Origin of the sequence: Stieleria bergensis, assembly GCA_007745635.1 — a bacterium.
In the GTDB taxonomy this organism is placed as follows: domain Bacteria; phylum Planctomycetota; class Planctomycetia; order Pirellulales; family Pirellulaceae; genus Stieleria; species Stieleria bergensis.
The window spans coordinates 5,873,709-5,897,783 of record CP036272.1; the positions used below are offsets into that span (position 1 = coordinate 5,873,709).

General features: G+C 55.6%; 20 protein-coding genes. 15 read left to right on the top strand and 5 right to left on the bottom strand.

Annotated elements, in window-relative coordinates; all coding sequences use genetic code 11:
* Nucleotides 1-170 precede the first annotated feature (170 nt).
* From SV7mr_RS20595 to SV7mr_RS20635, 9 genes are all read left to right on the top strand, one after another.
* Nucleotides 171-1,127 carry a GNAT family N-acetyltransferase gene (locus tag SV7mr_RS20595; protein ID WP_145276238.1) on the top strand — a complete coding sequence of 319 codons (957 nt, stop codon included), beginning with the start codon at nucleotides 171-173 and terminating at the stop codon, nucleotides 1,125-1,127.
* Between the two features lie 51 nt (nucleotides 1,128-1,178).
* Entirely contained in the window at nucleotides 1,179-1,523 is a 345-nt protein-coding gene (locus SV7mr_RS20600) for a tetratricopeptide repeat protein (RefSeq protein WP_145276240.1), read from the top strand.
* Nucleotides 1,524-2,297 carry a DNA repair protein RecO gene (recO, locus tag SV7mr_RS20605; RefSeq protein WP_145276242.1) on the top strand — a complete coding sequence of 258 codons (774 nt, stop codon included), beginning with the start codon at nucleotides 1,524-1,526 and terminating at the stop codon, nucleotides 2,295-2,297.
* Nucleotides 2,294-3,610, top strand: coding sequence for a tetratricopeptide repeat protein (locus tag SV7mr_RS20610; RefSeq protein ID WP_145276244.1), 1,317 nt, complete (start codon nucleotides 2,294-2,296; stop codon nucleotides 3,608-3,610). Before recO ends, SV7mr_RS20610 begins: the two co-directional genes overlap by 4 nt.
* A gap of 25 nt (nucleotides 3,611-3,635) precedes the next feature.
* The gene (gene lptE, locus SV7mr_RS20615; RefSeq protein WP_419187687.1) at nucleotides 3,636-4,163 is read left to right on the top strand and encodes an LPS assembly lipoprotein LptE; all 528 of its coding nucleotides are present in this window, start codon (nucleotides 3,636-3,638) and stop codon (nucleotides 4,161-4,163) included.
* A gap of 217 nt (nucleotides 4,164-4,380) precedes the next feature.
* Nucleotides 4,381-6,717 carry a sulfatase-like hydrolase/transferase gene (locus tag SV7mr_RS20620; protein ID WP_145276248.1) on the top strand — a complete coding sequence of 779 codons (2,337 nt, stop codon included), beginning with the start codon at nucleotides 4,381-4,383 and terminating at the stop codon, nucleotides 6,715-6,717.
* A 48-nt stretch (nucleotides 6,718-6,765) separates the two neighbouring features.
* A complete protein-coding gene (locus SV7mr_RS20625) occupies nucleotides 6,766-7,611 on the top strand; it encodes a fumarylacetoacetate hydrolase family protein (protein ID WP_145276250.1) in 846 nt (281 codons plus the stop codon).
* A 26-nt stretch (nucleotides 7,612-7,637) separates the two neighbouring features.
* Nucleotides 7,638-8,069 (top strand): DUF1569 domain-containing protein, encoded by a 432-nt coding sequence (locus SV7mr_RS20630; protein ID WP_145276252.1) that lies wholly within the window; start codon nucleotides 7,638-7,640, stop codon nucleotides 8,067-8,069.
* Between the two features lie 62 nt (nucleotides 8,070-8,131).
* Nucleotides 8,132-9,346, top strand: a complete 1,215-nt coding sequence (locus tag SV7mr_RS20635) for a DUF1559 domain-containing protein (protein ID WP_145276254.1) — start codon at nucleotides 8,132-8,134, stop codon at nucleotides 9,344-9,346.
* 88 nt (nucleotides 9,347-9,434) lie between these two features.
* On the opposite strand, the gene SV7mr_RS20640 is transcribed toward SV7mr_RS20635, so the two are convergent.
* Together SV7mr_RS20640 and SV7mr_RS20645 are read right to left on the bottom strand one after the other, a co-directional pair.
* Complete coding sequence (locus SV7mr_RS20640) at nucleotides 9,435-10,361, bottom strand: DUF58 domain-containing protein (protein ID WP_145276256.1); 927 nt, start codon at nucleotides 10,359-10,361, stop codon at nucleotides 9,435-9,437.
* Nucleotides 10,358-11,347 (bottom strand): AAA family ATPase, encoded by a 990-nt coding sequence (locus SV7mr_RS20645; RefSeq protein WP_145278794.1) that lies wholly within the window; start codon nucleotides 11,345-11,347, stop codon nucleotides 10,358-10,360. Before SV7mr_RS20645 ends, SV7mr_RS20640 begins: the two co-directional genes overlap by 4 nt.
* A gap of 672 nt (nucleotides 11,348-12,019) precedes the next feature.
* On the opposite strand from SV7mr_RS20645, the gene SV7mr_RS20650 reads away from it, so the two are divergent.
* Entirely contained in the window at nucleotides 12,020-14,365 is a 2,346-nt protein-coding gene (locus tag SV7mr_RS20650; protein WP_145276258.1) for a DUF4159 domain-containing protein, read from the top strand.
* 76 nt (nucleotides 14,366-14,441) lie between these two features.
* On the opposite strand, the gene SV7mr_RS20655 is transcribed toward SV7mr_RS20650, so the two are convergent.
* A complete protein-coding gene (locus tag SV7mr_RS20655) occupies nucleotides 14,442-15,560 on the bottom strand; it encodes an extracellular solute-binding protein (RefSeq protein WP_145276260.1) in 1,119 nt (372 codons plus the stop codon).
* Nucleotides 15,561-15,586: 26 nt separating this feature from the next.
* On the opposite strand from SV7mr_RS20655, the gene SV7mr_RS20660 reads away from it, so the two are divergent.
* Entirely contained in the window at nucleotides 15,587-17,044 is a 1,458-nt protein-coding gene (locus SV7mr_RS20660) for a hypothetical protein (RefSeq protein WP_145276262.1), read from the top strand.
* 37 nt (nucleotides 17,045-17,081) lie between these two features.
* Here the strand turns inward: SV7mr_RS20660 and SV7mr_RS25660 are convergent, their stop codons facing one another.
* Nucleotides 17,082-17,213 (bottom strand): hypothetical protein, encoded by a 132-nt coding sequence (locus SV7mr_RS25660; RefSeq protein WP_419187688.1) that lies wholly within the window; start codon nucleotides 17,211-17,213, stop codon nucleotides 17,082-17,084.
* A 157-nt stretch (nucleotides 17,214-17,370) separates the two neighbouring features.
* Between SV7mr_RS25660 and SV7mr_RS20665 the strand changes: the two genes are divergently transcribed.
* Together SV7mr_RS20665 and SV7mr_RS20670 are read left to right on the top strand one after the other, a co-directional pair.
* A complete protein-coding gene (locus tag SV7mr_RS20665; RefSeq protein WP_419187689.1) occupies nucleotides 17,371-19,254 on the top strand; it encodes a S8 family serine peptidase in 1,884 nt (627 codons plus the stop codon).
* A 173-nt stretch (nucleotides 19,255-19,427) separates the two neighbouring features.
* The gene (locus tag SV7mr_RS20670; protein WP_419187690.1) at nucleotides 19,428-20,282 is read left to right on the top strand and encodes a hypothetical protein; all 855 of its coding nucleotides are present in this window, start codon (nucleotides 19,428-19,430) and stop codon (nucleotides 20,280-20,282) included.
* 81 nt (nucleotides 20,283-20,363) lie between these two features.
* On the opposite strand, the gene SV7mr_RS20675 is transcribed toward SV7mr_RS20670, so the two are convergent.
* Nucleotides 20,364-21,440 (bottom strand): M42 family metallopeptidase, encoded by a 1,077-nt coding sequence (locus SV7mr_RS20675; RefSeq protein ID WP_145276266.1) that lies wholly within the window; start codon nucleotides 21,438-21,440, stop codon nucleotides 20,364-20,366.
* Nucleotides 21,441-22,477: 1,037 nt separating this feature from the next.
* On the opposite strand from SV7mr_RS20675, the gene SV7mr_RS20680 reads away from it, so the two are divergent.
* Nucleotides 22,478-23,050 (top strand): helix-turn-helix domain-containing protein, encoded by a 573-nt coding sequence (locus tag SV7mr_RS20680; protein ID WP_145276268.1) that lies wholly within the window; start codon nucleotides 22,478-22,480, stop codon nucleotides 23,048-23,050.
* Between the two features lie 144 nt (nucleotides 23,051-23,194).
* Nucleotides 23,195-23,722, top strand: coding sequence for a cyclic pyranopterin monophosphate synthase MoaC (moaC, locus tag SV7mr_RS20685; protein ID WP_145276270.1), 528 nt, complete (start codon nucleotides 23,195-23,197; stop codon nucleotides 23,720-23,722).
* Nucleotides 23,723-24,075 lie beyond the last annotated feature (353 nt).

Below are 24,075 nucleotides of genomic sequence, written 5' to 3' on the forward strand. Positions count from 1 at the left end.
CTGCCTGTGACAAGTCATTTGATGCCCCAGTCGGCAGGACACCAGTCTTCAGGGCCCGGATCGGCACATCCGGATCGGCAACAACCGGATCTGCAACGCTCTGATGGCTGACGCGTTGATCGCCTGTTCAAATGATGTTGGCCCACCATGTTTGTTCGAAGCGACGATCGATGAGAAGCATCCGTGAATTTTGCAATGCCGACCTCCCAGGGCTGACCCGGGTCTGGAGCGAGCACTGGGAGAGCGTCGGGATGCCGCCTGCGGTCAGTGCCGCGATCATTGATCGAGCGATCTTATCACGGACGTTCTTTCATCCCCACGATTTGATTGTGGCCGAAGATAACGGGCACCTGCAAGCCTGGGCGTACCTCAGTCGACCTAGCATTTCCGAAGACCCTCGACTGCAAGACAACGACGATCATCTGGCGGTCGTCTCGGCCATTTGCTTTACACAAGAAGGCCTTCGTTTTAGCGATCAGATCCTGGCCGCCGCTGAACAGCGAGCCCGTGATCTTGGCTGCACTCGTTTACAGGTTGGACTGGCCCGAGACCAGATGTGTGGTTTTGCAGGCCTGCCACCGGTGGGGCACGGAATTGGAGTGCCTGAAGATGACATGCGTGTCGCTTCGCTGCTGAGCCGCCAAGGCTATTCACCGGAAAACCAATACTTGCGAATGGCGGTGACCACCGCGCCTTATCGTCCGCCCACCAATCGCACCATGATCCAGTTTCGTCGCACCACGCGCGCCGAACGATCAGCGGTGGTTCCCCAAGGTGGCCGCTATGCCAGCGCCATGAGCCACTTGGACATCGAACATTACCAACTGATCAACCACCGCACGGGCGAACACTTGGCGAACGCTCGTCTGTGGCTCAGCGATCCAGAGGCACAAGTGATGAGCTGCAGCGAAGCGATCCTTGACCTGACCGTCACCGAGACGCCTGGAGAGTTGACCGATGCAGAACGTTTCCTGGTCAGTGCGCTGGTCCAGTCGCTGGCCACCCGCTGTGTGTTCAAAGTCGAAACAGCGATCGACGCCAGTCATCGCACGCTGGAGACACAGCTGACCGAATTAGTGTTTTCAGCCGCCGGACGCGGACAGCGTTGGGTGAAACCGTTGACCTAGTCGCTGCCAGCTCCCGTTCATCCATCCACCACTCCTGCCCACCACGCTTGCATGTCTCGCAAAGAAAAGATCCTCGCCATGTTGGCGGATTCCCCTGAAGATACGTTCCTGCGTTACAGTTTGGCCATGGAACTACGCAGCGAAGCGGATCATGAAGCCAGCCTCAGCAAGCTGGCCGAACTGATCGCTGAGAAGCCGCCATTCGTCGCGGCCTTCTTCATGTCAGCCCAGCAACTGGTCCAATTGGGGCGAATCGACGAGGCCCGCACACTGCTTCGAGACGGAATCGACCAGGCACGCCAACAAGACGACGCCCACGCTGCCGCTGAAATGGGTGAATTGCTGACTTCGCTCGGTGCGTTAGGCGAAGCCGATGACGATGACGACGAACTGTAAATGGCTGCCGAATCTTCTGTCGCCGTTGTGCTGAAAACGATTGAGTTCAGCGAGACAAGCTTGATCGTCACTCTGTTCACCAGAGACTTTGGGCAAGTGACGGCAATTGCCAAAGGAGCACGCCGGCCGAAAAGTTCTTTTGAAGGTTCGCTTGACCTGCTTGCCGTCTGTCGTGTAGTCCTTATCCGTAAAGCCTCCGATGCGCTGGATCTGTTAACCGAAGCAAAGCTCAATCGCCGATTCCGTGGTGCTGACAAGTCACTGACCCGTCTGCACGGTGGATACTATTTGGCGGAAATGTTGCGATTGCTGACCGAAACACATGATCCCCAGCCGATGCTTTATGACCTGACGTTGGATGCACTGAGTCAAATCGATGGCACCGGTAATGCCGCTCTGGCGCTACTGGGCTTTGATGCGATTGCCTTGCGTTTGCTCGGTCACACCCCCACCACTCGAACCTGTGCCGATTGCGGCGTCGCGACCCAACTGGATCGCTCCGTCCCATTTAGCCCAGCCGCCGGCGGTGTGGTTTGTGGCTCCTGTCGAATCAGCCAACCGAGCGTCTTCATCGTGCGACCTAAAACGTTGCAGTGTTTGGAGCGATTACTGGACAATCAAACTCGCTTGCCACTCGCGACGGCCAGCGCCAATAAGATTGACGCGAACTATCGCGACGTACGCGTGTTACTCAATCGATACATTGAAGTGATTTTGGGCAAGACTCCGAGGATGCAATCCTTCTTGCCCGCCCGGATGGAACCGAGCGAATGACGACATTGACAAAACCAATCCAGACTGTTGTGCATCCCAAACAGAAAACCACCTTCGCCTCGTCGGTGACAAGGGTTGCCTTGCTCCTGGCGACCTGCAGTTTCTTGTTGACAGCATCCACCGCCGAAGCACAGTTGAAGCTGCCCAAGTTTCCTTCGTTCGGGTCCTCGGATTCTGATCAGGAAACCAGGCCAGAAACAGAAACGCCGCAGGACCTGACCGAATCCGCCTTGCGATTGATTGGCAAGGATGAACGTTCACGACTTGAGCGTGCCAAGACTGACTACGTCAAAGCCGATGAACTGTTTCGCCAAGCGACCACCCTGCCCAAAGAGGAACGCGGCAAGCTCTTCAAGAAAGCGGGCCAGCTGTTCGACGATGCCGCAGAAGAAGCTCGCGGCATGGCGTTGGAACAAGACGCTTTGTTCATGCAGGGCGAATCTTACTTCTTTGCGAACGATTTGATTCGCTCGCGTGATGCCTTTCAACAGCTGCAAAAAGAATACCCACGTAACCGTCACACCGATCGTGCGGCAGCGAGACTGTTTTCGATCAGTCAGTACTGGCTCGATTACGCTCAAGCAGCCGGTGATGGCTGGTACAAAGCCAACCTCTTCGACAAGAGTCGCCCGCTAAGCAACCTGGACGCCAACGCGATTCGCGTCTTGGATCAAATTCGCTATGACGATCCAACCGGCAAGCTAGCCGATGATGCAACCATGGCGGCGGCGGTGCAACACATTCGCAACGGCAACTTCCAATCAGCCGACGAATTCCTGACCGACCTACGCACGACCTTTACCGACAGCGAGCACCAGTTCTTGGCACACATGCTAGGTATCCGCTGCAAACTATCTCTTTACAGTGGTCCCAAGTATGGCGACCTGCTGCTGCAGGAAGCTGACGAGTTGGTTCAGCAAACACGGAAACGATTCCCCTTGGAATTGCGTGAACCAAAGTATGCCGAAGAGCTAGCCAAATCAGCAGCAGAAGTTGAGTTTCGCAAAGCCGAGAAACTGGCTTATCGAGCACGCTTTCGCGCAAAGCAAAGCCAGTATGGCTCAGCGGCCAACTTGTACCAAGAACTCCTGACCTTGCATCCCAATGTTCCACAAGCGGATGAGGCTCGTGAAGCCCTGGCTCGCATCGGCCCCTTGCCTGCCTCACCAGGCCGTCCGCTGATGTTTATGACCAAGGTCTTTCCATCATCCAAACAATCGCCACCGCTGATCATGGTTCCAACGGGATCCGTCGCCGGCGAATCCGATGGCGATCCAGCCGAACCCGAAACGGCCGCTCCATTGCTGCGTTAGACAGGAGCCACATCTGCCGATGTTCATGCGTTTCGAATCATTGATCTGTATCGCCCTGGGAATCCTTTGGTTGCCTGGCTGCGCCGCGTACCAATTCGGCACTGATCATTTGTATCCGGCCAACATTCGGACCATTTATGTCCCCGTGGCCCAGAATCAAACGGCTCGGCATCAACTCGGCCCTCAATTGACCGAGGCCGTGATTGACGAAATCCAACGGCGGACCCCGTTCATCGTGGTGGATCACGCCGGAGCGGATTCAGTGCTGCAGTGCACGATCGGCAGTGAAGGCAAAGTCGTGCTCACCGAAGCCAGTTCGGACGATCCACGCGCACTCGATACAGCCATCGCAGTGTCCGCCAACTGGACCGGTCGCGGAGGCATGCCGTTGTTTACCAACGCCATCACCAAGCAAAACCCCAACGAGCCTACGGTGTTCACCCAAAGCGCTCGATTCGTTCCCGAAGCGGGCCAAAGCGTGGGGGCTGCCAATCGTGAAGCGATCAAAAAACTTGCCCAACGCATCGTTTCACAGATGGAAAACCGCTGGTAAAGCGCCGCCGCGCACCAGCCACAACCCGTCATTCACAACGCGCCAGCCATGGGTTGAAACAGGTTCCCCGTTGCGTCCGACCCGCCCGTCGCCCCAAAACCGCCAAACCGCCAAACCCGGCGACTGGCGCTGAAAAATGCCGTGGTAACATCGGCTGCTGCATCGATTAAACTATCGGCTCCCACTCCCTGCCGATCTCGTCACTCGTTGCTCGCCCATGAAGATTCTCACCGGTTTCGCTAAATTCGTTTTATTTGCTTGGTGCTTTGCGAGCATCGCCCTGAACCCAACCGCTGTGGCGGCTGAACCAGTCACCACCAATCAACTCCTCAGCGCGTGGTCGTTCCAGCTTCCCGATGGTAACCCGGCTTGGTTACGTGTTCATCAAGGCGAGGATGGACAGACGCTTTCAGCTGACCTGCTATGGAGCGTCGGCAGTGCTCGGCCGACCAGTGAGGTCACATTGAACGAGGGGCGACTGTCGTTCAAACGCAAAGTGCGCTGGCAACCCGGCGGTGCCGGGACGTTCAAATTGATCAGCGAACCCTTCGTTGCCGAATTGGACCCCAATGACTCCGATCAACTTCAACTGACGTTCAGTCAGGTCAATCTGGTTGACGGCAAACCGGTCCCCAACAGTCAGCAGACCCTCTCGCTGAGCGGCAAGCGGATTCCTGATTTGCCAGCCCAACCTGACCTCAGCAAAGTCCGGTTCGGGGCCCCGATCGAGCTTTTCAATGGCAAAGACCTCTCGGGCTGGAAACTCTCGCGGGACAACAAGCTGAACGGCTGGCGAGCGGAGAATGGACTCCTGATCAATGAGACTCCGAAAACCGACTTTGGTGCCTACGGACAATACGGCAACTTGATCACCGAAGACCACTTCAGCGATTTCGAACTGACCATTGAATACAACGTGCCAGCGGGCGGCAACAGCGGCATCTACTTGCGTGGCATGTACGAAGCCCAGGTGGTCGACAAAAACAGCAAGATGCAAGGCATCGCTGGGCCCGGCGCCATCTTCGGCCGTATCCTCCCCAGCCAGAACGCGGCTCAACCGGGCGGACATTGGAATCGTTATGTGCTGACCTTGGTCGACCGCCACATCACTGTCGAACTGAACGGACACAAAGTGATCGACAACGAGCCCCTGATTGGCTGCACCGGTGGCGGCAACAGCAGTGACGACACTGCACCTGGCCCAATTTTCCTGCAAGGCGATCATACCTCCGTTCGCTACCGCAACATTGTGCTGCGTCCCGTGGTTTCCAAAGCGGTGACAGCAAAAACCAAACGCCCCAACGTGCTGGTGATTTACGGTGATGATCAGGGTTCAATCGACATGAGTTGCTTCGGTGTCAAAGACCTGAAAACGCCTCATATGGATCGCTTGGCCCGGCAAGGCTTGAAGCTCACCCAGATGTATGCCCCCGCCCCCGTTTGCTCGGCCAGCCGAGTGGGCTTGCTGACCGGTCGCTTTCCCGCACGCGCCGGTCAACCAGGCAACGGCCCATTGGCGGCCGAAGAAATCACCCTGGCGGAAGCCTTTGCCGCCGGCGGATACAGCACCGGTCATGTGGGCAAATGGCATCTTGGCAAGACGCCCGAAAGCATCCCCTCGGGGCAAGGGTTCGCGAATTGGTTTGGCCACCTCGAAGGCTGCATTGATAACTACTCGCACTTTTTCTATTGGAATGGCCCCAATCGCCATGACCTGTGGGACAACGGGGTCGAGATCCATCGCGGCGGACAGTACTTCCCTGACCAAATGGTCGATCGCTGTAAACAGTTCATGGATGAACAAGGAGAGCGTCCCTGGATGCTGTACTGGGCCTTCAATGCACCCCACTATCCCTATCAGGGCAGTGCCCAGTGGTTAGAACACTATCAGGATTTACCCACACCAAGACGCGAATACTGTGCCTTTGTCTCCACCATGGATCAGCACATCGGTGAAGTCCTGGACCATTTAGACAAGACCGGTCAGGCTGACAACACGATCGTGATCTATCAACCCGACCACGGGCATAGCACGGAAGTTCGCGCCTTTGGCGGCGGCGGCAATGCCGGGCCTTATCGAGGGGCGAAGTTCAGCTTATTCGAGGGTGGAATTCGAGTCCCCAGCGTCGTCCGCTATCCAGGCCAGCTTCCTGCTGGCCAAGTGCGAGATCAATTTTTGACCGGCTGTGATTGGCTGCCAACGCTTTGCGATTGGTGCGACGTGCCATTGCCTAAGACAACGCTGGACGGAATCAGCGCCCGCCAAATCCTTGAGAAAAACGCCGAGTCTTCGCGGCAACAGTTTTACTGGCAAATGGGTGCTGGCAAGTCTCCGCAATGGGCCATTCGTCGCGGCAAGTGGAAACTGATCGGCAACCCACGTGACACCACTCTGCCGCAAACCCAACAGGTCAACGGCGGCAAGCTGAAAGACTCTGTGTTCCTGGTTGACCTGGGCACGGACCCCAGCGAAACCAAGAATGTCGCCACAGAGTATCCCGAGGTGGTCAAGGAACTAACTGAGGCCAAAGACAAATTGGTCGAACAGTGGTAGGCTACCGAATGCGTCTCGATTCAAGTTCATTTTTTCTAGAGTTCTCCCATGTCCCTGTGTCGCATCCTGAATTCCGACGGTCGCCCTGAGTATGCGTTGTCTGATCAAGGCAAGGTTTGCCCGCTGCATGCGTTGATGGATTCACCACCGGTCGGTCCACAGCTGTTCGAAACCGATGGATCGAAGCTGCCAACAACGGAGAATGTTCCGGCAAACCTGTGGCAGCCGGCCCCGGAAACACTGCTGCCACCGGTACCGATGCCAGAGAAGCTTTTCTGCATTGGCTTGAATTATCGCGATCACGCCTTGGAAACCGGCGCCGAGATCCCCAGTGAACCGGTTGTGTTTAGCAAGTTCAATACGGCGATCGTTGGGCATGGAGAGGCCATCGAACTGCCATCGATTTCTAGCCGAGTGGATTACGAAGCCGAACTGGTTGTCGTCATCGGCAAGGAAGCAAAAAACATCTCCGCCGACGAAGCCATGGACGCCGTCTTTGGCTACACCTGCGGGCATGATGTGTCGGCGCGTGACTGGCAAAAGGGCCGCCCAGGTGGACAGTGGTTACTGGGGAAAACCTTTGACACCTTCGCACCGATCGGACCCTGCGTGGTCAGCAAAGCTCAGATCGCTGATCCCGGCAACCTGCGAGTCCAAATGGAACTCAACGGCGAGATCGTTCAAGAGAGCACCACAGCGCAATTGATCTTCGATATTCCCACCATCGTTGCTCATCTGTCAAAGTTTGTCACCTTGAAACCCGGTGATCTGATTTTCACTGGCACTCCGCCTGGAGTTGGTGACGCCAAGGACCCACCGGTTTATTTGCAGCCTGGTGATCGTTGCAGTGTGATTGTCGACGGAATTGGTACGCTAACGAACATTTGTAAATAGCAACGGCTTACCACCAGGAGGGAACCATGGCTAAACCAGAACATCGCACACTGCGGTTTGAATCCTTTGACGAAGCGATGCAGGAAGCGGAAACGCTTGCTGCCGGTCCACATCACGCGACGGGCAACTTTTCGCTGGGCCAGATTCTAGAGCACCTCGCCCGCACCTTGGAAATCGCCTCTGGCAACCGCGACGCACCTCCATCGACTTGGATCATGCGGACGTTCTCTCGCATCATTCGCCCCATGGTTCTGCGAAAAGCAGCGACGGGATTCAAGCTCCCCGGGCCGGCTCAAACGGTGCTTTGGCCAAGCGAAGAAGTCTCGGTGAAAGACGGCATCGCACGACTTCGTGAAGCTGCCGAGAAGTTTCGAGCATTTGATGGATCGACCCCACATGTTTTCTTTGGCAAAATGAGTGTCGCTCAGCACCATCAGCTACAATGCCGCCACTTTTGAAGGCCATCTCGGCTTCATCCATCCCGAGTAGCAATCGCCAGGCGATCCACCCGGACTGAAACATGCTCAAGCGATCGTTTCGATTTCGTCTGGTGGATCTGCTGGCAGTCGGTTTCGCATTGGCATTCATCGTTCCGCTCTGCGTGCTAGGCATTCACTTTGCCAGGCACTGGAGCAGACAGCGGCAATGCCAGGAAACCCTCAGGCACGCAGGAGTCGCCTTCTGGATGCATGCTGAAAATGATCCCGGTGGTTATCTGTGTTCTGGGGCAACAGACATTGCTACAGATGGCAGCATTGATACCTATGGCTGGGTCGCTGATCTCCAGAGCCATTTAGATGGATTACCACTGATCGACCCCGCTAATCCTGCAGTCGGATTAAGCACTCTTAACGATGTCTTGGCAGGTGATGCGACAACGTGGTCCAACAACGGCCTCCCGGAACGTTACAGCGAACAACCGCTGATAAATTTGATGAACCGGACACAGCCAATGTCCAACGAGCGCGCTCAATGGGTCGCCGAGCATGTCATCAGTGAAGGCATCAATACAAATTACTGTGCCAGTTGGCTGCTAACACGACAAGGGATAAAGCTCGTCACCCAACCTCCTAACTTCAGCCAGTCCGTCGCCGACCCGGCCTATCAGAATTTCCAAGGCTTGCCGTCGACCACCGGCCCGTTGAAGATGTCTGTCATTGACCGCTCAAGAATCTCTTCGAGGACCATGCCGCTGTTGGGCTGTGGGGCACCAGAGGTTGGAAATCAGGGCAGACTCATGATGGACATTGGGCCGCTGACCGCATCCAGTCAACAACGTGAACGACTGGGAAATCACTTACCAGCAGGAACTGCCTTGAGCCGAACCGTAAATCGTGGTCCAGCGTTCTGGCACAGTGTTCAAGGCACAATGCTGTTTATCAAAGGTGGTGACATTCTGGACACACAAATCGACGGCGAACGAGGCTATGGAACGACAGAGAATTGCCCGCCACCGATTGGCCCGAAAGCAAATCACACCTACCTGCAAGACACCCGTGGCTGGAAAGCTGTCCACGGCACACAGATCAACATCCTGATGGCCGACGGCAGCATCTACGTCTTCGACGACCTGAATGGTGACGGCTTCTTAAACCCGGGATTCCCTGTCCCCAATTCTGCAAATCCCACACTCGGGACGGACTACTCCGATGACACGGTTGAACTGCATCCCTCAGGAATGTTCAACGGACTATTTGTGGAAGAGATTTTCTTCAACGCCAGCTTTGGGGGCTAGAACCATCAAGCCTGTCAATCGGCGAAGGCTGCAGAGAGCACGCGGGGCGGTCCCTGCAAGGCAAGCCACCAAGCGGCAAGACCATCGATTAGAAACGCCCTTGGCGTTGCTGCAGGTACTCCCTCAATGCGGTATCGAAGGGCATGCTGGTATCCAACGGGACGTAATCAATTTGCAGTCGATTGCAGCCCTCGCGATAGGCGTCACGAAATTCACTTAGCGCCTGCAAGTAGTCTGCTCGAAAACCGCTGGCATCAACGGACACCGTTTCGCCTGTTTCACTGTCGGTGAATTGCACCGGACCATCGTAAGGAAATTCAACCTCCGCAGCATCCAGGACATGAAAGACAATCACGTCGTGACCGGCGTGACGAAGACGTGCCAGTGAACTGATGATTTGATCGATTTGTTGCTGCCAAGAATCGTCACCGGCTTTGAGGTTCCCTTGCGGCCACAGATCACTGAACAGCATGACCAGCGAGTGCTGTTTCAACATCGCCGCCACCTGAGTCAGTGCGGCAGGCACATTGGTGGTCCCGGTGGGCTGAAGCTTTGACAGGTGAGCGATCACATCGCCAAGGTGTCCACGCCGACTGCGTGCCGGCAGCGCCGCGTGCAGCTTTTCATCGAAGGTCAACAGGCCAACCGGGTCCTGCTGCATCAACATCAGGTAGGTCAGCGCAGCGGCCAAACAGGTCACGTATTCGAACTTGGTCATCGATTGGCTTTCGGTAAAGCCCATCGATTTGGACAAATCGATGACCAGGTATCCCATCAAGTTGGTTTCGGCTTCAAAACGCTTGATGAAGTACTTATCCGTCTTCGCATAGGCCAACCAATCAATCAGCTTTGGATCATCGCCACGGTTATAGCGGCGGTGTTCGCTGAACTGGACGGAAAAGCCATGAAAGGGGCTACTGTGCAGTCCTTGCAAGAAGCCTCGCACGACCATCCGAGCTCGCAGATCCAGTCGCTGGATCTGCTGCAACGCTTCGGGGGAAAGAGTGTCGCTCATTTGGCCATCTTTTCCGGCTTGGGCGGCTGAATTTCTTCAACCAGTCGCGACACCACTGAATCGCTTGTCATGCCTTCAGCGGTCGCTTGGAAGTTGGTCCCGATTCGGTGACGCAGCACGGGCAAAGCCACTCGGCGGACATCGCTAACGTCCACGCTAAAGCGACCGTCCATCGCTGCGATCGCTTTTGCACCGGCGATCAAGTTTTGTCCCGCCCGCGGGCCAGCACCAAAATCCACCAGGTCACGAACGTACTGCGGTGCGGTTTCGTCGCCGGGGCGCGTCGCACGCACCAACTGAGTCACATAGCGAATCACGTAAGGATTCACCGCAACGCTGGTCACCAACTGCTGCACATTTAAAATGGCTTTTCCGGACAAGACTTTGTTGACCGTTGGCGTTTCGCCACGAGTGGTTGACGTCAGGATCTGTTCTTCTTCGCTGGCTGACGGATAATCCAGTTTGATATTGAACATGAACCGGTCCAACTGTGCTTCTGGCAGCGGATAGGTGCCCTCTTGTTCAATGGGGTTTTGGGTGGCGATGGTGAAGAAGGGCTTGGGCAACTGATACGTGTCGCGGCCCACGGTGACTTGCCGCTCCTGCATGGCTTCCAGTAACGCCGCTTGCGTCTTGGGTGGCGTTCGGTTGATTTCGTCGGCCAGCAAAATGTTGGTAAAGATTGGCCCTTCGACAAAGCGAAAGCTCCGCTTGCCATGTTCGTCTTCTTCCAAAACCTGGGTGCCGGTGATGTCAGAAGGCATCAAGTCAGGCGTAAACTGAATCCGCTTGAAAGACACATCCAGGATGCTGGCCAACGTGCTGACGATCAAGGTTTTGGCCAGCCCCGGCACACCTTCCAGCAGACAATGGCCTCGGGTGTAAATGGCGGCCAGCAGTTGTTCGATGGTATCCGTTTGCCCCACAATGACCTTGCCCAGTTCGGCTCGAATCGTCGTCTGATGCTCGGCAAACTCGCGCAGCACGTCTCCTAAGTTACGCCCGCCTTGTCCGGAATTGCCCCCACCTTGATTGGCGGTCTGTCCCGCAACGGGTTGTTTGGATACAGGCGGTTTGGCTTGGTTGGGGTCGTTCACGGCTGAGAGTCAACAAGAGAGGGAAAAAATGATTCAAGCGCCAGCTTGGTCCAGCTAATGCATCAGTGTCAAATCCGAACAAGCCACAAGATGCGTCTGACTGCTTTGACAGGGCCTCGATTTTCTGGGCTTCTCCGTCTGAACGGCAAGATTTTGTCCTGCGTTAGACCAAAAAGGATAGGTTATCGGAAACCAGCTTGACGGCAAAACGGTAGCACTGGGAATTACCCCTCAAAATCCAGACCCAACCAAGCAACATTCACTGCAATTTGCTTAGAAACAATACAATAGGATCAGTGCAAGCCACGTTCGCCCACCGCAGCAAGTGACGATGATCATATCAGGATGGGCGCTGGCAACAAGCCAGCCCGGAACCGCCCGCTGATCAGCGGGTTGCCAGCGGGTTGTCAGCGTCTGCCGATCAAGCATCCGTGGAGTCCCCGGCCAAGAAATCGACCCTGATGTGAATCCGATGGTCGACCGACTGCATGGGGACCATGCCTGTGAATACCAACCGCCATCGCTGCTCACTGCCGACGGAAGGTCAGCCAAAAGAGTTTCATGAAGCGTTTTGAAATCAAACTACTGTTGCTTGTCGCTCTGATCGTGACAACGTTCCAGCGACCGGCGAGCGCTGAAATCAATGCCATCGAGGTGGAGCGTTCCATTCGTCGCGGGATTGCGTACCTACGAAAGACTCAGCTGGACAATGGCGGCTGGGAAGAGTTCAACGGCAATCATCCCTGTGGCTTAACGGCTCTGTGCACCCTAGCGTTACTGAACGCTGGCGTTCCCAAAGATGATCCGGCGATCGCTCAAGCAATGAAGTACCTGCGAGCGATCACGGTCAAAGACACATATTCCATCTCGCTACAAACATTGGTCTACTGCCACTATGGCGCCGCTGGCGATCTACCACGGATCCGCGAAAACGCGCAGTGGCTGAGCAAAAGCCAGACCACCGGTGGAGGCTGGAATTACGGTCGTGGAACCGGTCGCCCCGACCCATCCAACACACAGTTTGCCGTGTTGGCATTAGGCGCCGCACAAGACATTGGCGTTGCCGTCGATCCGATCGTATTTCAACGCACGGTCGACTACTGGGAAAAAGGCCAGTCAGATGACGGTGGCTGGGGCTATTCGATCGGCAGTCTCTCCAGCCCACCCACGGGCAGCATGACCTGCGCGGGAATCGGCTCGCTGGTCATTGCCAAAGGAAGACTAGGCGAGAGCACCTCCAGTGTTGGTGAAAACGGCATCCGCTGCTGTGGCGGTGACAGCGACCAGCGAGATCCAGTCCAAGCGGGCTTGGCATGGCTGGAAGAACGTTTTCAAGTCAACGCGAACACCAATGCGGCCCAGCGAACCTACTTTTATTACATGTACGCCTTGGAAAGAACCGGCAGACTGACCGGGAAACGCTTCTTTGGTCAACATGACTGGTATCGCGAAGGAGCCGAAAAACTGCTCAGCCTCCAAGATCAATTCCAAGGTTATTGGAGCGGTGCAAAGAACTGGGAAGAGCCCACCGTTGCAACCTCGTTCGCCTTGCTGTTCCTGGCCAAAGGCAAGCGGCAAGTGGTGATCGGCGACCTCGATACAAACGCACCAGCCAATCCGGTTGCTCGCCGAGAATGGAAGCCCCACCCCGATGCACTGCGTCAACTGATCCGACATGTCGAACGATCATGGGGTCGCGACCTGACATGGCAGAGCGTGCGATTAGAGAACGCCGCGCTGACAGACCTGCTGCAGACCCCCGTCTTGTTGATCAGCGGACAAGATGCTTTGCAGCTTGCTGACGACCGGTCAGAAATGCTGAAACAATACACCGAACAAGGCGGCACAATCCTGTTCGAAGCCTGTGGGGGTGATGGCTGTGGCGACGCATCGGCCTTCAACCAATCCGTGTCCAAACTCTGCAACCAGTGGTACCCCGACGCGCCGCTAGAACGATTGCCGGCCTCCCATCCGATCTGGACCGCCGATCGCACGGTCAAAGCAGACCTGCTGCCAAAGGACTTTTGGGTGTACGGCGTCCAAGCCTGTTGCCGGACACCGATTTTCTATGTCCCCAAATCAATCAGCTGTCGCTGGGAACTCGGTGATCACTTGATGAAAGCGGACGATGATGAAGATCCATTTCGAGGTGAAATCGAACAATGTGTCCGCATCGGCCAAAACCTGGTCTCTTACGCCACCGGACGGGAACTCAAAGACAAACTCGATCAACGTCTTGTCTTACAAGCCAGCGTGCTCGATCGCACCGAACGAGGCACCACGCGCATTGCCTGGATGGATGTGAACGCCGGCGGGGCAGACGCGCGCCGCGCGCTTCCGAACGTGGCCTCCATCATTCGCAACCAAGCCGAAGTCGCCATCAGTGTGCCCTCTGAATCGGTCGGCATTGATGATGAATCGCTTTCAGAAGTCTCATTATTGTGGCTGCACGGTCGAAAATCGTTTCAGCTCACCGCCCCACAACGTGCGGCACTTCGCAAGTTCATCGACAATGGTGGTGTGATTCTTGGCAATGCAATCTGCGGCAATGAAGCCTTCGCCAATTCCTTTCGCACCGAAATCAATGCCATCCTAAAAGACGCTCCGCTACGCAGCCTGCCAGCGGATCACCCAGCACTGTCAACAGACTATTTAGGCTACGACCTCAGCAAAGTCACCATTCGGCGCAGCATTCGCGAAGGAGACGGCATCGACGTTCTCAAGCAAGTCGGACCACCGCGTTTGGAATACTCACAGTCTCCCGACGGCTTGGTCAGCGTGGTGTTCTCGCCACTGGATTTGAGCTGTGCACTGGAAAGCACCAACTCGGTGCAATGCCCAGGTTACGACACTCAGGATGCAGCCAAGATCGTGACCAATATCGTGCAAATGATTCTGCATCAATAGCAGCGCCGGAATGCGACTCTTGCGAACCCAGCACGACTGCAGAGTCCTGTTTTAGCGCGCTGCAACCACAGCGGGCTCACTGAAACAGGGCCAGGACCTTTTCAGACCAGGAGGGCCAATCCTCGGCTGCTTTTTCGAAATCAACCTTCATCCACCGCACCGGTGTTTGTGGCAGGACGCGCGGCGTGTACTCGGCTTCTCGGCTGATTTGCAATTGGCTGCTGTCACCCATTGCCAATCGATCTTCGATTGCCGGGGAGACCAAGTAATCCGCCAACTTGCCTGCAGCAATCGGATGTGGAGCCTCTTTCAGGACCGCCAAGGTGTTGGGAATTCGCAATGTTCCCATTTGCTCTGGCTGTTGATCAGGAAAGATGATTCTGACCGGCAAACCGAAATCCTTTTCAATGATTGCATCATCGGTATCCGTGATTCCCCACGCGACTTGCCCTGTCGAGACAGCTTGTGCGACTTGCTTGTTCCCAGAGAGAATCACCGCGTTGTCACGAATGGATTCTAGAAGCTTCAACGTTTCCGCTTCGCCGTCAGTGGACCGGAGAACAGCAAAATGAGTCGCCGTGGTGCCAAACAGAGGCCGCGCCATGGCGCACTTGCCTTTCCACTTGGGGTCTGCCAAATCATAGAGGCTGCTGGGGAACTGACTTTTGTCTTCAATCAGCTTGGTGTTCACGATCAGGACGCGAGCACGGGCGGCAAAGCCACACCAGGAACCATCGCTGGCAATCATGTCGGCCGGCCAGCCAGACTGCACGGCCCATTTGCGAGGCTGTAATAGACCCAACTTTTGCAACCGCACGGTGTGCAAAATCTCGTTGTTCCAAAACACGTCACACTGCGGCGGTTGTCCCTCGTTGATGATCTGATTGACCAGGCCGAGCGTCTTGGTCGATTCGACGTCAAATTTGGCAATCACCCCTGTCTCGTGATCCCCACTGCGTTCGAAAGCCCCCAGGATCGGCGCCGCAAACTCTTCGTCCAGCGCTGAGTAAATCACCACATCGGACTCGCTTCGTGAAACGCAGCCCGCAAGCAACGGCAACGCCAAAACGACCAGCCACAGTCGCCGCAAAGGCCTGCGAGCCGTTACCGGTGAAGCTGGATTTTGATGATTCGGGAAAGCGGCCGCGTGGCAACACAACCTCGCGCAGCTAAACTGGGAGTGTCTCTGATTCATGATGCAGATTAACCGACGTGAACGAAATGAATTCCAATGATCGCTGTGAGGCTTCAGCCTTGGTCAGTTTAGCAGCGCTCAAGCGTTTTTTAAGTGCTGGATGGCTTCCTGACAGAATGCTGCGATCGGGACGTCAACGAACAACGATCCGCAAGGGCGTCCCGCCTTGGACTGGTTGCCGGTTTGGCTGGCCCGCCGCAGGTCCAAAGCTTGCTTGGCGACTGTTTGCCGCTGTGCTGATGGTTTGCTTCCAACCGGCTGATGGATGGGCTCAGGACAGCCCAGAGGCTGAGTTCCAATCCGTCACCGGCAAGCACATCACGCTGGTCTCTGATTCTGAAGATCAGCAGGAGCTCAAACAGCTCGTTGCCTCATTCGACGCAGCGGTGCCACAGTGGGCCGAACGATTAAACCGTTCCCAGCCGTTGATCGCAGATTTTCACATCAAAGCGTATTTAATGGAACAAGCGGATCGCTTTCGGCGCTCGGGCGATCTTCCCAGCACGCTGAATTTCAAGTTTGGGTTTGCTCGCAACCAAACCGTTTGGCTGTTCAAGCAGCCGAGTGAATACTACACACGTCACCTGCTATTACACGAAGGTGTGCATGCATTTTGCTTGGATCAATTCAACGGCATCGGTCCACAGTGGTTTGGTGAAGGCGTCGCTGAGTGGCTTGCCCTGCATCGCGGAACTGGAACCGAGCTTGTCATTGACCAGGTGCCGGCAACAAACGCCGACACGCCGTACTGGGGTCGTTTCAAAGCCATGTCAGCCGCTCGAAAGCAAGGCAACGTGCCGACACTGGATGCCGTGTTGGCGTATCCGATCGATCGCCAAGGCAATGTCGAGCGATATGGTTGGAGCTGGCTAGCGGTGTCCATGCTGTACCATTACCCAGACACTCGCCAAGCGTTTCTGGAGTCGTTTTCCAGAGCCTCTGACACGCCAGCAGTGTTCAACGATCTGCTAAAGCGAGACCTGGCTCGAATGTGGCCGGTCGTTCAAGCCCGTTGGCGGGTTGCAGCCCAACAGGTCGACTATGGGTTTCAGTGGGAACGGGAAACCATCGACGTTTCCGTCAACGATTCTCCATGGCAAGGTCAACCCATTCAACGCGACATCGCGGCCAATCAAGGCTGGCAAAGCATCGGTGTGCGTTTACCACCGGGAACAACGGTTCGCATCGACGCGCAGGGACAATGCACCATCAACCAAGATCCCAAACCTTGGATCAGCGAACCCGCAGGCGTCACGATTCACTATGCCAACGACCGCCCCTTGGGTCAATGCTTGGCATGCGTGATCCCCAACCTGAGTGACGAGAAACAGTGGGTCAAAACGCTAGTGATCGAGCCAATTGATGCGCCAAAAGAATTAACCATCCAGCAGTACAGTTGGTTGCTATTGCGCATCAATGATCATCTCAACGGCCTAGATGATAACCGTGGTGGCTACCGAACCACGCTGCAGCAAACCCGTTAAAGGGCATCGCTGCCAGCCCCAGGGCACCTGGGGATCTTCATTCGGTGTCAGGACTGGGCACCAGGAATCCAGCCTTGCTTGGTGGTTCTTCGATTCCAGCCAGCGATCCATCGTCCCCCTTCGATAGACGCGGCTCTTCACTGACTGTCCATTGACGATTGCCAGTCAAGACACGGGCAGATAAGGCCGCGAGTTGCGTGCAAATCTTGTTTTCCAACCAGCGATGAAGGCAATCCTGATCGCCTTTTGATTTGCCTTTCTCTTTCCAGTGGCAACAGTAGGCGTTGATTGCAATGGATTGTTTCCGCTTACACCAGATTCTTATCGTGCGTTCCTCGCAGCCCCCCCAAAAACGTCGCGTTCCAACCGGGACTCGAACCACCAGTCAACAGGAGCGTTTAGAACCGCGATTGTTGGCCGCCGCCGATGCTGGCGCTCTGAATTGGAACTCACTGTCTGATGAACCGGGCGTTGCGATCCCAGACAGCTCGACCGTTTCGGCCTTGCAAGCAGTCAGTCAGGATGCCGCAGGAAACACGCTCGATGACGCCGTTGACTTTGGCCGAATCGATGGCCTGTTGCAGCGTCACGGCAAGCTAGACGCCAGCGATCAACTGGACTTGGTCCGTTTTGATGTTGCCAACCAATCAGAGGTTCAGATTCAACTGGATCGCTTAACAGGCAGTGCTGACTTATTTGTCCTTGATCAGCAAGGTCGCTTGCTAACGGCCTCGCGTCGTTCGGGGACACAATCCGATCAAGTGATGGGCACCTTGCCCGCTGGCACGTACTACCTGGCGATTCTTGCCAATCAGTCACAGGAGATGTTTTACCGGCTGTCCATTGATGTTCAGTCGGTCGCCACCACCACCGCCCCGCCGCAACCGCTGCAGTGGGTTGACGACGTCGGTGGAACAAGACAGTGGAACATTGATCGCGTCGCCGCACCGGAGGCCTGGGCGCAGGGCTACCAGGGGCAGGGCATCACCGTCGCAGTGGTCGATAGCGGTGTGGACCTTGATCATCCAGAGCTACGCAACCAGTTCTATGTCAACCGCGACGAGATCCCCGGCAATGGGATCGACGATGATGCCAATGGCTGGATCGATGATGTCACGGGCTATGACTTCGTCGACGACGACGCTGATCCTGACGACCCGAATGGGCACGGCACACATGTCGCGGGCATCATCGCAGCCAATGGAACAAAAGTGCAGGGCGTGGCGCCGCAAGCGAAGATCTTGCCGGTGCGAGTCCTAGATCGCGACGGTCAAGGCAGCGATCAGGCCGTCGCTGCCGGGATTCGCTATGCCGCAGACATGGGTGCATCGATCATCAACTTATCCTTGGGTGGCAACTACAGTCCGGTGATTGCCCAAGCGGTTTACGATGCCGTGGTGGCCGGTTCACTGGTGGTCGCAGCGGCGGGCAATGAGGGTGCCAACTCGCCCACCTCTCCGGCAATCCTAAGCTCTCCGAATGAGTTTGTTCAAGCCACCGGCGTGATTTCAGTGGGCGCAATGAATCAGCACGATCAACTCGCTGGTTTTAGCAATCGCGTTGGTGACACCCATGCGATTCAGGTCGATGCGCCCGGTGTGAATATCTTGAGCACTTACTCCGGTGGGCGTTACGCGCTGCTATCGGGCTCCAGTGCCGCCAGCCCACACGTCGCTGGCTTGGCAGCACTGATGTTGTCGGCCAATCCCAGACTGACATCCGCGCAGTTAAAATGGCTGCTGGCTTCGTACCCGCATCAACATGCCAGCGGCAGTGACTCTCACGGCATCGCAAGTGCACATTATTCGGTCGCCTATGCGATGGCTGGCTATGTCCCCAGCGCGAGCTCGCTGCATCACGTTTCGCTGTTTGAACCTTCACAGCCACCGTCAACGGCGACCGTTGGAACACAATCGCTAAGCGGTGCTGGGAAGCTCTCGCAGGCCAAGAGCTTCCAGCGGCAATCGATCAGCGGGACGGACGAAGTGACACCGGACCTGCTGACCGAACTGCAAACCGATCAGCAATTCAGTCTGTCACCGCTCGCTTCGTTACCGCCGCACACATCAACGGACGCGACCTTGCCAGACCATTGGTCGGATGCACCGTTAGATCCCGATGCTTGGTTTCAGGAACTGGCCAGCGCCGCTCAAGACGAAGTGCTTTCAGACGCTCAATTGACCAGTAAACGCCCCAACAGGCCTTCGTAGCAACTCGCGGGGAAAGTCGAACCGCCCCTTCCAGGCGGCAAAACTCACGCCTCCAGTCAGGAATATCATCTGCGATCCACTCTGGCAACGTGGCCGATTGTTCCGATATAATTGAGACCACGCTTGATCACATCCCTGAGTTTGCCTTTCCAGTTCGTCACCATCTGATCATCATGCCTCATCGTTCGCGCCAATCGTCCACCCGGTCGCCCGCTGTCAAATCGGCCAGCAAACCAGCGATGGGACGTGATCGGAAAGCGCTTCAGACGCTGGCCGACGAGGTGACGATTCGTCAGTTCACCGCCGGTGAACAACAGCGACTGCGGCAGGAGATTCGGCAGCAGATCCTGATGACCAGTCGCAGCATCACGCGCGGCAATTTTGATCGCATCAGTAGCGACGACGTCGGTCGCATGATTCGGCTGTACGACGACATGTTTGCGGGCGGCAAGATTTTACAGCAGGCCAGCAGAGAAGGCATTCGCTTTAAACTTTCCAAACGAATGACCAGCGCAGGCGGCAAACTGGTCACGCAGTACCATGATGGTTCAAGCAACGGCCGACGCAGTTTCGAACTCGTGCTGTCGTCCACCTTGCTTTTCCAAACCTTTGACGACAATGCGCGACGCCCGATCGAAGTCGGTGGCTGCGTCTGCCACGATCGCCTGGATGCGATGCAACGCATCGCAGAACACGAGTTCGTGCATCTAACGGAAATCCTGATTTGGAACGATGGGAATTGCAACGAACCTCGATTTCAGTCCATCGCCCGGCGGTACTTTGGCCACACCGACTATCAGCACAATTTGGTGACCCAGCGCGAACGGGCTGCGGCAAAGTTCAACATCCGCGTGGGCGATCTTGTCTCGTTTCGCGCTGACGGCAAAGTGCTCCACGGCAAAGTGAACCGTATCACTCGCCGAGCGACCGTGCTGGTTCCAGACGCAAAAGGCGAACGCTTTAGCGATGGCAATCATTATGTTCGCTATTACGTGCCACTAGAGAGACTCAAGCGGGCCAGCGCTTAAACGTTGGGTCTAAAGCCTCCGCTTTGCATTGCTTTGCGTCTTTGCATTGCGTCTTTGCTTTGGCACGCTCGGCCCACGCTCTCAGACCGATGGTGTGAAGTCATCATCCGCCTTCAACGCAACGGCAAAGTGTGCCAGCAGTTGAGCGACATGATCAATGTCATCCATTGAAATCGCTTCCACCGCCGAGTGCATGTAGCGATTGGGGACGGCAACCAAGCCCGTGGCGACACCGGCACCATGCAGCTGCAGCACGTTGGCATCATTCGGCGTCGCGCGCCCAATGGCAGCAACCTGATACGGGATGTCATTGTGCTCTGCCAAATCAATCAGGCGGCGAGCGACTTTATGATTGATGTTAGGGCCTCGAAAGATCACCGGACCACCGCCGAGTCGAATGTCACCTTGAGTGTTCTTGTCAATCGTGGGGCAATCCGAAGCGTGAGTCACATCCACCGCAATCGCGACGTCGGGTTGAATGCCGCCGGCTGCGGTTTTGGCTCCTCGCAAACCGATTTCTTCTTGCACGGTCGACACGCTATTCAAGTGACAATCCAACGCCTTTGAAGCGTTGATTTCCTTGGCCCGTCGCAGAGCTTCGATGACCGTCCACGTGCCAGTCTTGTTGTCCATGCCTGGCCCGCTAACGATGTTGTTCAGCAAAGGACGCATCTCTAGGTTCAGGGTGATTGGATCGCCAATCTGAACCTGTTTGCGAGCTTCTGCACCGTCAGCCGCTCCGATGTCCAACCACAAGTCGGTCAGCTTGACGACCTTGTTGCGTTCATCGGGTGTCAGCAAGTGAATGGGTTTGCGGCTAATCACTGCGGGCAGCGGGCCATCCTCGGTCCAGATGGTCATCGACTGTCCGACCAATTGCTGTGGATCCCAACCACCGATCGTCTGTGCATAGACAAAACCAAACTCATCAATGTGGGAAACCAACATCCCGATTTGATCACAGTGGCCGGCGTACAACAGCTTGGGACCGGTTGTGTTTCCAGATTCAGCGATCAGGTTGCCATGAATATCGATGCGCACACGATCAGCATGTGGCGTGATGTACTGATTGACCACCTGCTGAATGCGTTCTTCAAACCCAGAAGGGCTGGGCGTTTGAATCAGTTCTTGGAAAAAGGCATACGATGAATCAATCATTTCTCAAGTCGCAGTGAGGGTTCAGTTTGCAGAGGTCACAGTAGATGCAGGGGACAGGGCGCTAAAACGCATTTCAACACGGCCGCCCACCGTGTTGGTAAAACCCGGTCAACCTTCGGTATCGCATCAGGCAAGACCATCATACTGATTCTAGACGTCAGGCTAAGGTGGCTGGTGACCAGCAATGTGCAAGCGATGCTGATTGTCAGGGCTGATCGGTAAGCTGCGCGGCGGTTAGCGAGCCCAACCAAGGGGCGTCTAGGTTGAATTGCCAGTGGAACGCAATTTTTCGGAAAAGTTTTTTTGGGTTTGCCGACGGCTAGGCCACAGGGCTTCAAGACCAAGTGCATTGTGAAAGTGCTGAAAATCACGTGTTTTTTGTATGGGGCGATTGCAACACAAGGCGCGTGCTAGGCATAGACAGGACCATCAATCCGGCAATGAGGCTTGTTCCCATAGAAACACTCTAAAGATCTGGACCGGTTTTGCTCGACAATAATTTCGGATCGGACACCTTTGGCTGAGCTTTCACGAGAAAGCTGGTGGCAGTCGGGTTTTGATTCACCCAGGGGGGATTTCTGGGAACCGCTTGAAAGGATTGTTTGTGGCTTGAGTCCACAAACACGAATGAACGCGTTGGCGATCATAGCCGAACGTTCCTGGCGTTAGATAGGTTGGTGAAAACACCCATCACCAACCGGTCTCATAACGTCTTTGGAACGTTTGGCGTTGGTCGCCTTACCACTCAGCTTCTCCTCCCACGCAGACAAACTTGTCTGCAACCAACGAAGAAACCAAGCAAGTTATCCCGTCCGGCAAATATCACAGGATGTGTGCCGGGTGGCCTGACCCAGCATTGGAATGGAATTGTTCACGGTTATCAAACTGACTGACTGCGTCCACTTGGAAGCAACGAACAGGTTGATGTTTAAGAGCCGAGATCAAGGCCAGGAAGATGAAACGGGCTATGAGAACATTGGGTACCAACGCACCATTGTTCGAGGGAATAATCAACGAGGCGTTATGGAGAGCCTGATATGAAGGTCTTTACGACTGGACAGGTCGCCAAGATTTGCAAAGTCGCACCCCGAACCGTTTCAAAATGGTTCGATTCGGGGCGTTTGAAAGGCTACCGAATTCCAGGATCACAAGATCGTCGTATTCCTCGTGAATACCTGATCAAGTTCCTTAAGGAACACGGTATGCCCTTGGGTGACCTGGAAGACGAAGCGATGGCCAAGTGCCTAATCGTCGCCCAGGACCAAGTGCTAATCGAGAACCTGAAGCGAGAACTGCTACCGGAAAAATCGTTTAAAGTCGCCGTCGCTGCAAGCGGTTTTGAAGCTGGCATTCAGGCCGAAAGCTTCACTCCCGATTGCATTATCGTAGACTTTTCGATTGGAAAGATTGAAGCCGTTCAGATTTGTCAAAACCTGCGAAAGAATCCAGACTTCGCAGACGTCATTCTGATCGCTCTGCTGCCCAACGATGGTCAGCCGATGAGCTTCGACCGTAGTAGCATCAACGAAACGTTCAAAAACCCGTTCGACGCCCGTCTGCTGGCCGAACGATTGCGAACGCTCGTTGGATCAAAGAAAGAGTTGGTTTGATAGCTGGTTAACGCACATCCTCGATGTGAATTCCGACTGTCACCGCCAACTGAGCTCACAAACGTCACGCATTTCCCGCAAATGCGTGACGTTTTTTTATGCGCTCAACTGCCGTCATTTCTACCTCGTTCCCATTATCAACTCATGGCTTCGTCCCATTTTGATCCCTCCGGCAACGCACACATGGTCGATGTCTCTGCCAAAGAGATCACCCGACGCATCGCTGTGGCCTGTGCCGATGTCCAACTCAGCCCTCAAGCCGCCCAGCAAATCCGGGACGGTTCAGCGGGGAAGGGTGACGTGCTAAATGTCGCTCGCCTCGCCGCCATTCAAGCCTCCAAGTGGACCAGCCACCTGATTCCACTGTGCCACGCAATCCCCATCGAAAGCGTTTCAGTGACCTTTCAATGGCTGACCGAACCCAAACCGGCCGCTGGCACCAAAGCCCCCGCCACGCCCCAAAGTCTGCGCTGTGAGGTGACAGCAGTCACCAGCGGCAAAACTGGGATCGAGATGGAAGCGATGACTGCTGCAAGCACGGCCGCCCTGACCATCTATGACATGCTTAAAAGTGTCGACAAAGCGATTCAAATCGGCCCGATCTGGCTGACCAAAAAGTCCGGGGGCCGCAGCGGCGATTACTCCAGCGACCTGCCACCCAAATCGGCATGACTGCTAATGGAACGGCTTTCCATCGCCGCCTCGCCACTCAGGTTGCCTCTGGCCAAAACAGCGGGCGGGCAACACGGCGGCACGGCTGCGGCGATTGGTCGCCCCCAAACATTCTGTTATGCACCGCGTCCGATTGCGGTCGATGTGGTGTTACGAGTGGGAAATTGCCCGCTGACCGCGTTTTTTTCTTCGCGGAGTGATTTCTGGCCTTTGCATTTCGGCCCTGCTTTGCAAGGTTGGGTACACAGAAAACGGTGCCATCTGCAACGCGTGCCGAGGTCCACAGCAGGGCCCATCAGCAATGGCGGCAGGTTCCCGACAATATCCACGCTGGAGAGAGGCACCTGCATCGC

Excerpts from the sequence above, each read along its gene's own strand:
- SV7mr_RS20595 (WP_145276238.1), top strand. The coding sequence starts at position 171 with ATGAGAAGCATCCGTGAATTTTGCAATGCCGACCTCCCAGGGCTGACC.
- SV7mr_RS20600 (WP_145276240.1), top strand. The coding sequence starts at position 1,179 with ATGTCTCGCAAAGAAAAGATCCTCGCCATGTTGGCGGATTCCCCTGAA.
- recO (WP_145276242.1), top strand. The coding sequence starts at position 1,524 with ATGGCTGCCGAATCTTCTGTCGCCGTTGTGCTGAAAACGATTGAGTTC.
- SV7mr_RS20610 (WP_145276244.1), top strand. The coding sequence starts at position 2,294 with ATGACGACATTGACAAAACCAATCCAGACTGTTGTGCATCCCAAACAG.
- lptE (WP_419187687.1), top strand. The coding sequence starts at position 3,636 with ATGCGTTTCGAATCATTGATCTGTATCGCCCTGGGAATCCTTTGGTTG.
- SV7mr_RS20620 (WP_145276248.1), top strand. The coding sequence starts at position 4,381 with ATGAAGATTCTCACCGGTTTCGCTAAATTCGTTTTATTTGCTTGGTGC.
- SV7mr_RS20625 (WP_145276250.1), top strand. The coding sequence starts at position 6,766 with ATGTCCCTGTGTCGCATCCTGAATTCCGACGGTCGCCCTGAGTATGCG.
- SV7mr_RS20630 (WP_145276252.1), top strand. The coding sequence starts at position 7,638 with ATGGCTAAACCAGAACATCGCACACTGCGGTTTGAATCCTTTGACGAA.
- SV7mr_RS20635 (WP_145276254.1), top strand. The coding sequence starts at position 8,132 with ATGCTCAAGCGATCGTTTCGATTTCGTCTGGTGGATCTGCTGGCAGTC.
- SV7mr_RS20640 (WP_145276256.1), bottom strand. The coding sequence starts at position 10,361 with ATGAGCGACACTCTTTCCCCCGAAGCGTTGCAGCAGATCCAGCGACTG.
- SV7mr_RS20650 (WP_145276258.1), top strand. The coding sequence starts at position 12,020 with ATGAAGCGTTTTGAAATCAAACTACTGTTGCTTGTCGCTCTGATCGTG.
- SV7mr_RS20655 (WP_145276260.1), bottom strand. The coding sequence starts at position 15,560 with ATGAATCAGAGACACTCCCAGTTTAGCTGCGCGAGGTTGTGTTGCCAC.
- SV7mr_RS20660 (WP_145276262.1), top strand. The coding sequence starts at position 15,587 with ATGAATTCCAATGATCGCTGTGAGGCTTCAGCCTTGGTCAGTTTAGCA.
- SV7mr_RS20670 (WP_419187690.1), top strand. The coding sequence starts at position 19,428 with ATGCCTCATCGTTCGCGCCAATCGTCCACCCGGTCGCCCGCTGTCAAA.
- SV7mr_RS20675 (WP_145276266.1), bottom strand. The coding sequence starts at position 21,440 with ATGATTGATTCATCGTATGCCTTTTTCCAAGAACTGATTCAAACGCCC.
- SV7mr_RS20680 (WP_145276268.1), top strand. The coding sequence starts at position 22,478 with ATGAAGGTCTTTACGACTGGACAGGTCGCCAAGATTTGCAAAGTCGCA.
- moaC (WP_145276270.1), top strand. The coding sequence starts at position 23,195 with ATGGCTTCGTCCCATTTTGATCCCTCCGGCAACGCACACATGGTCGAT.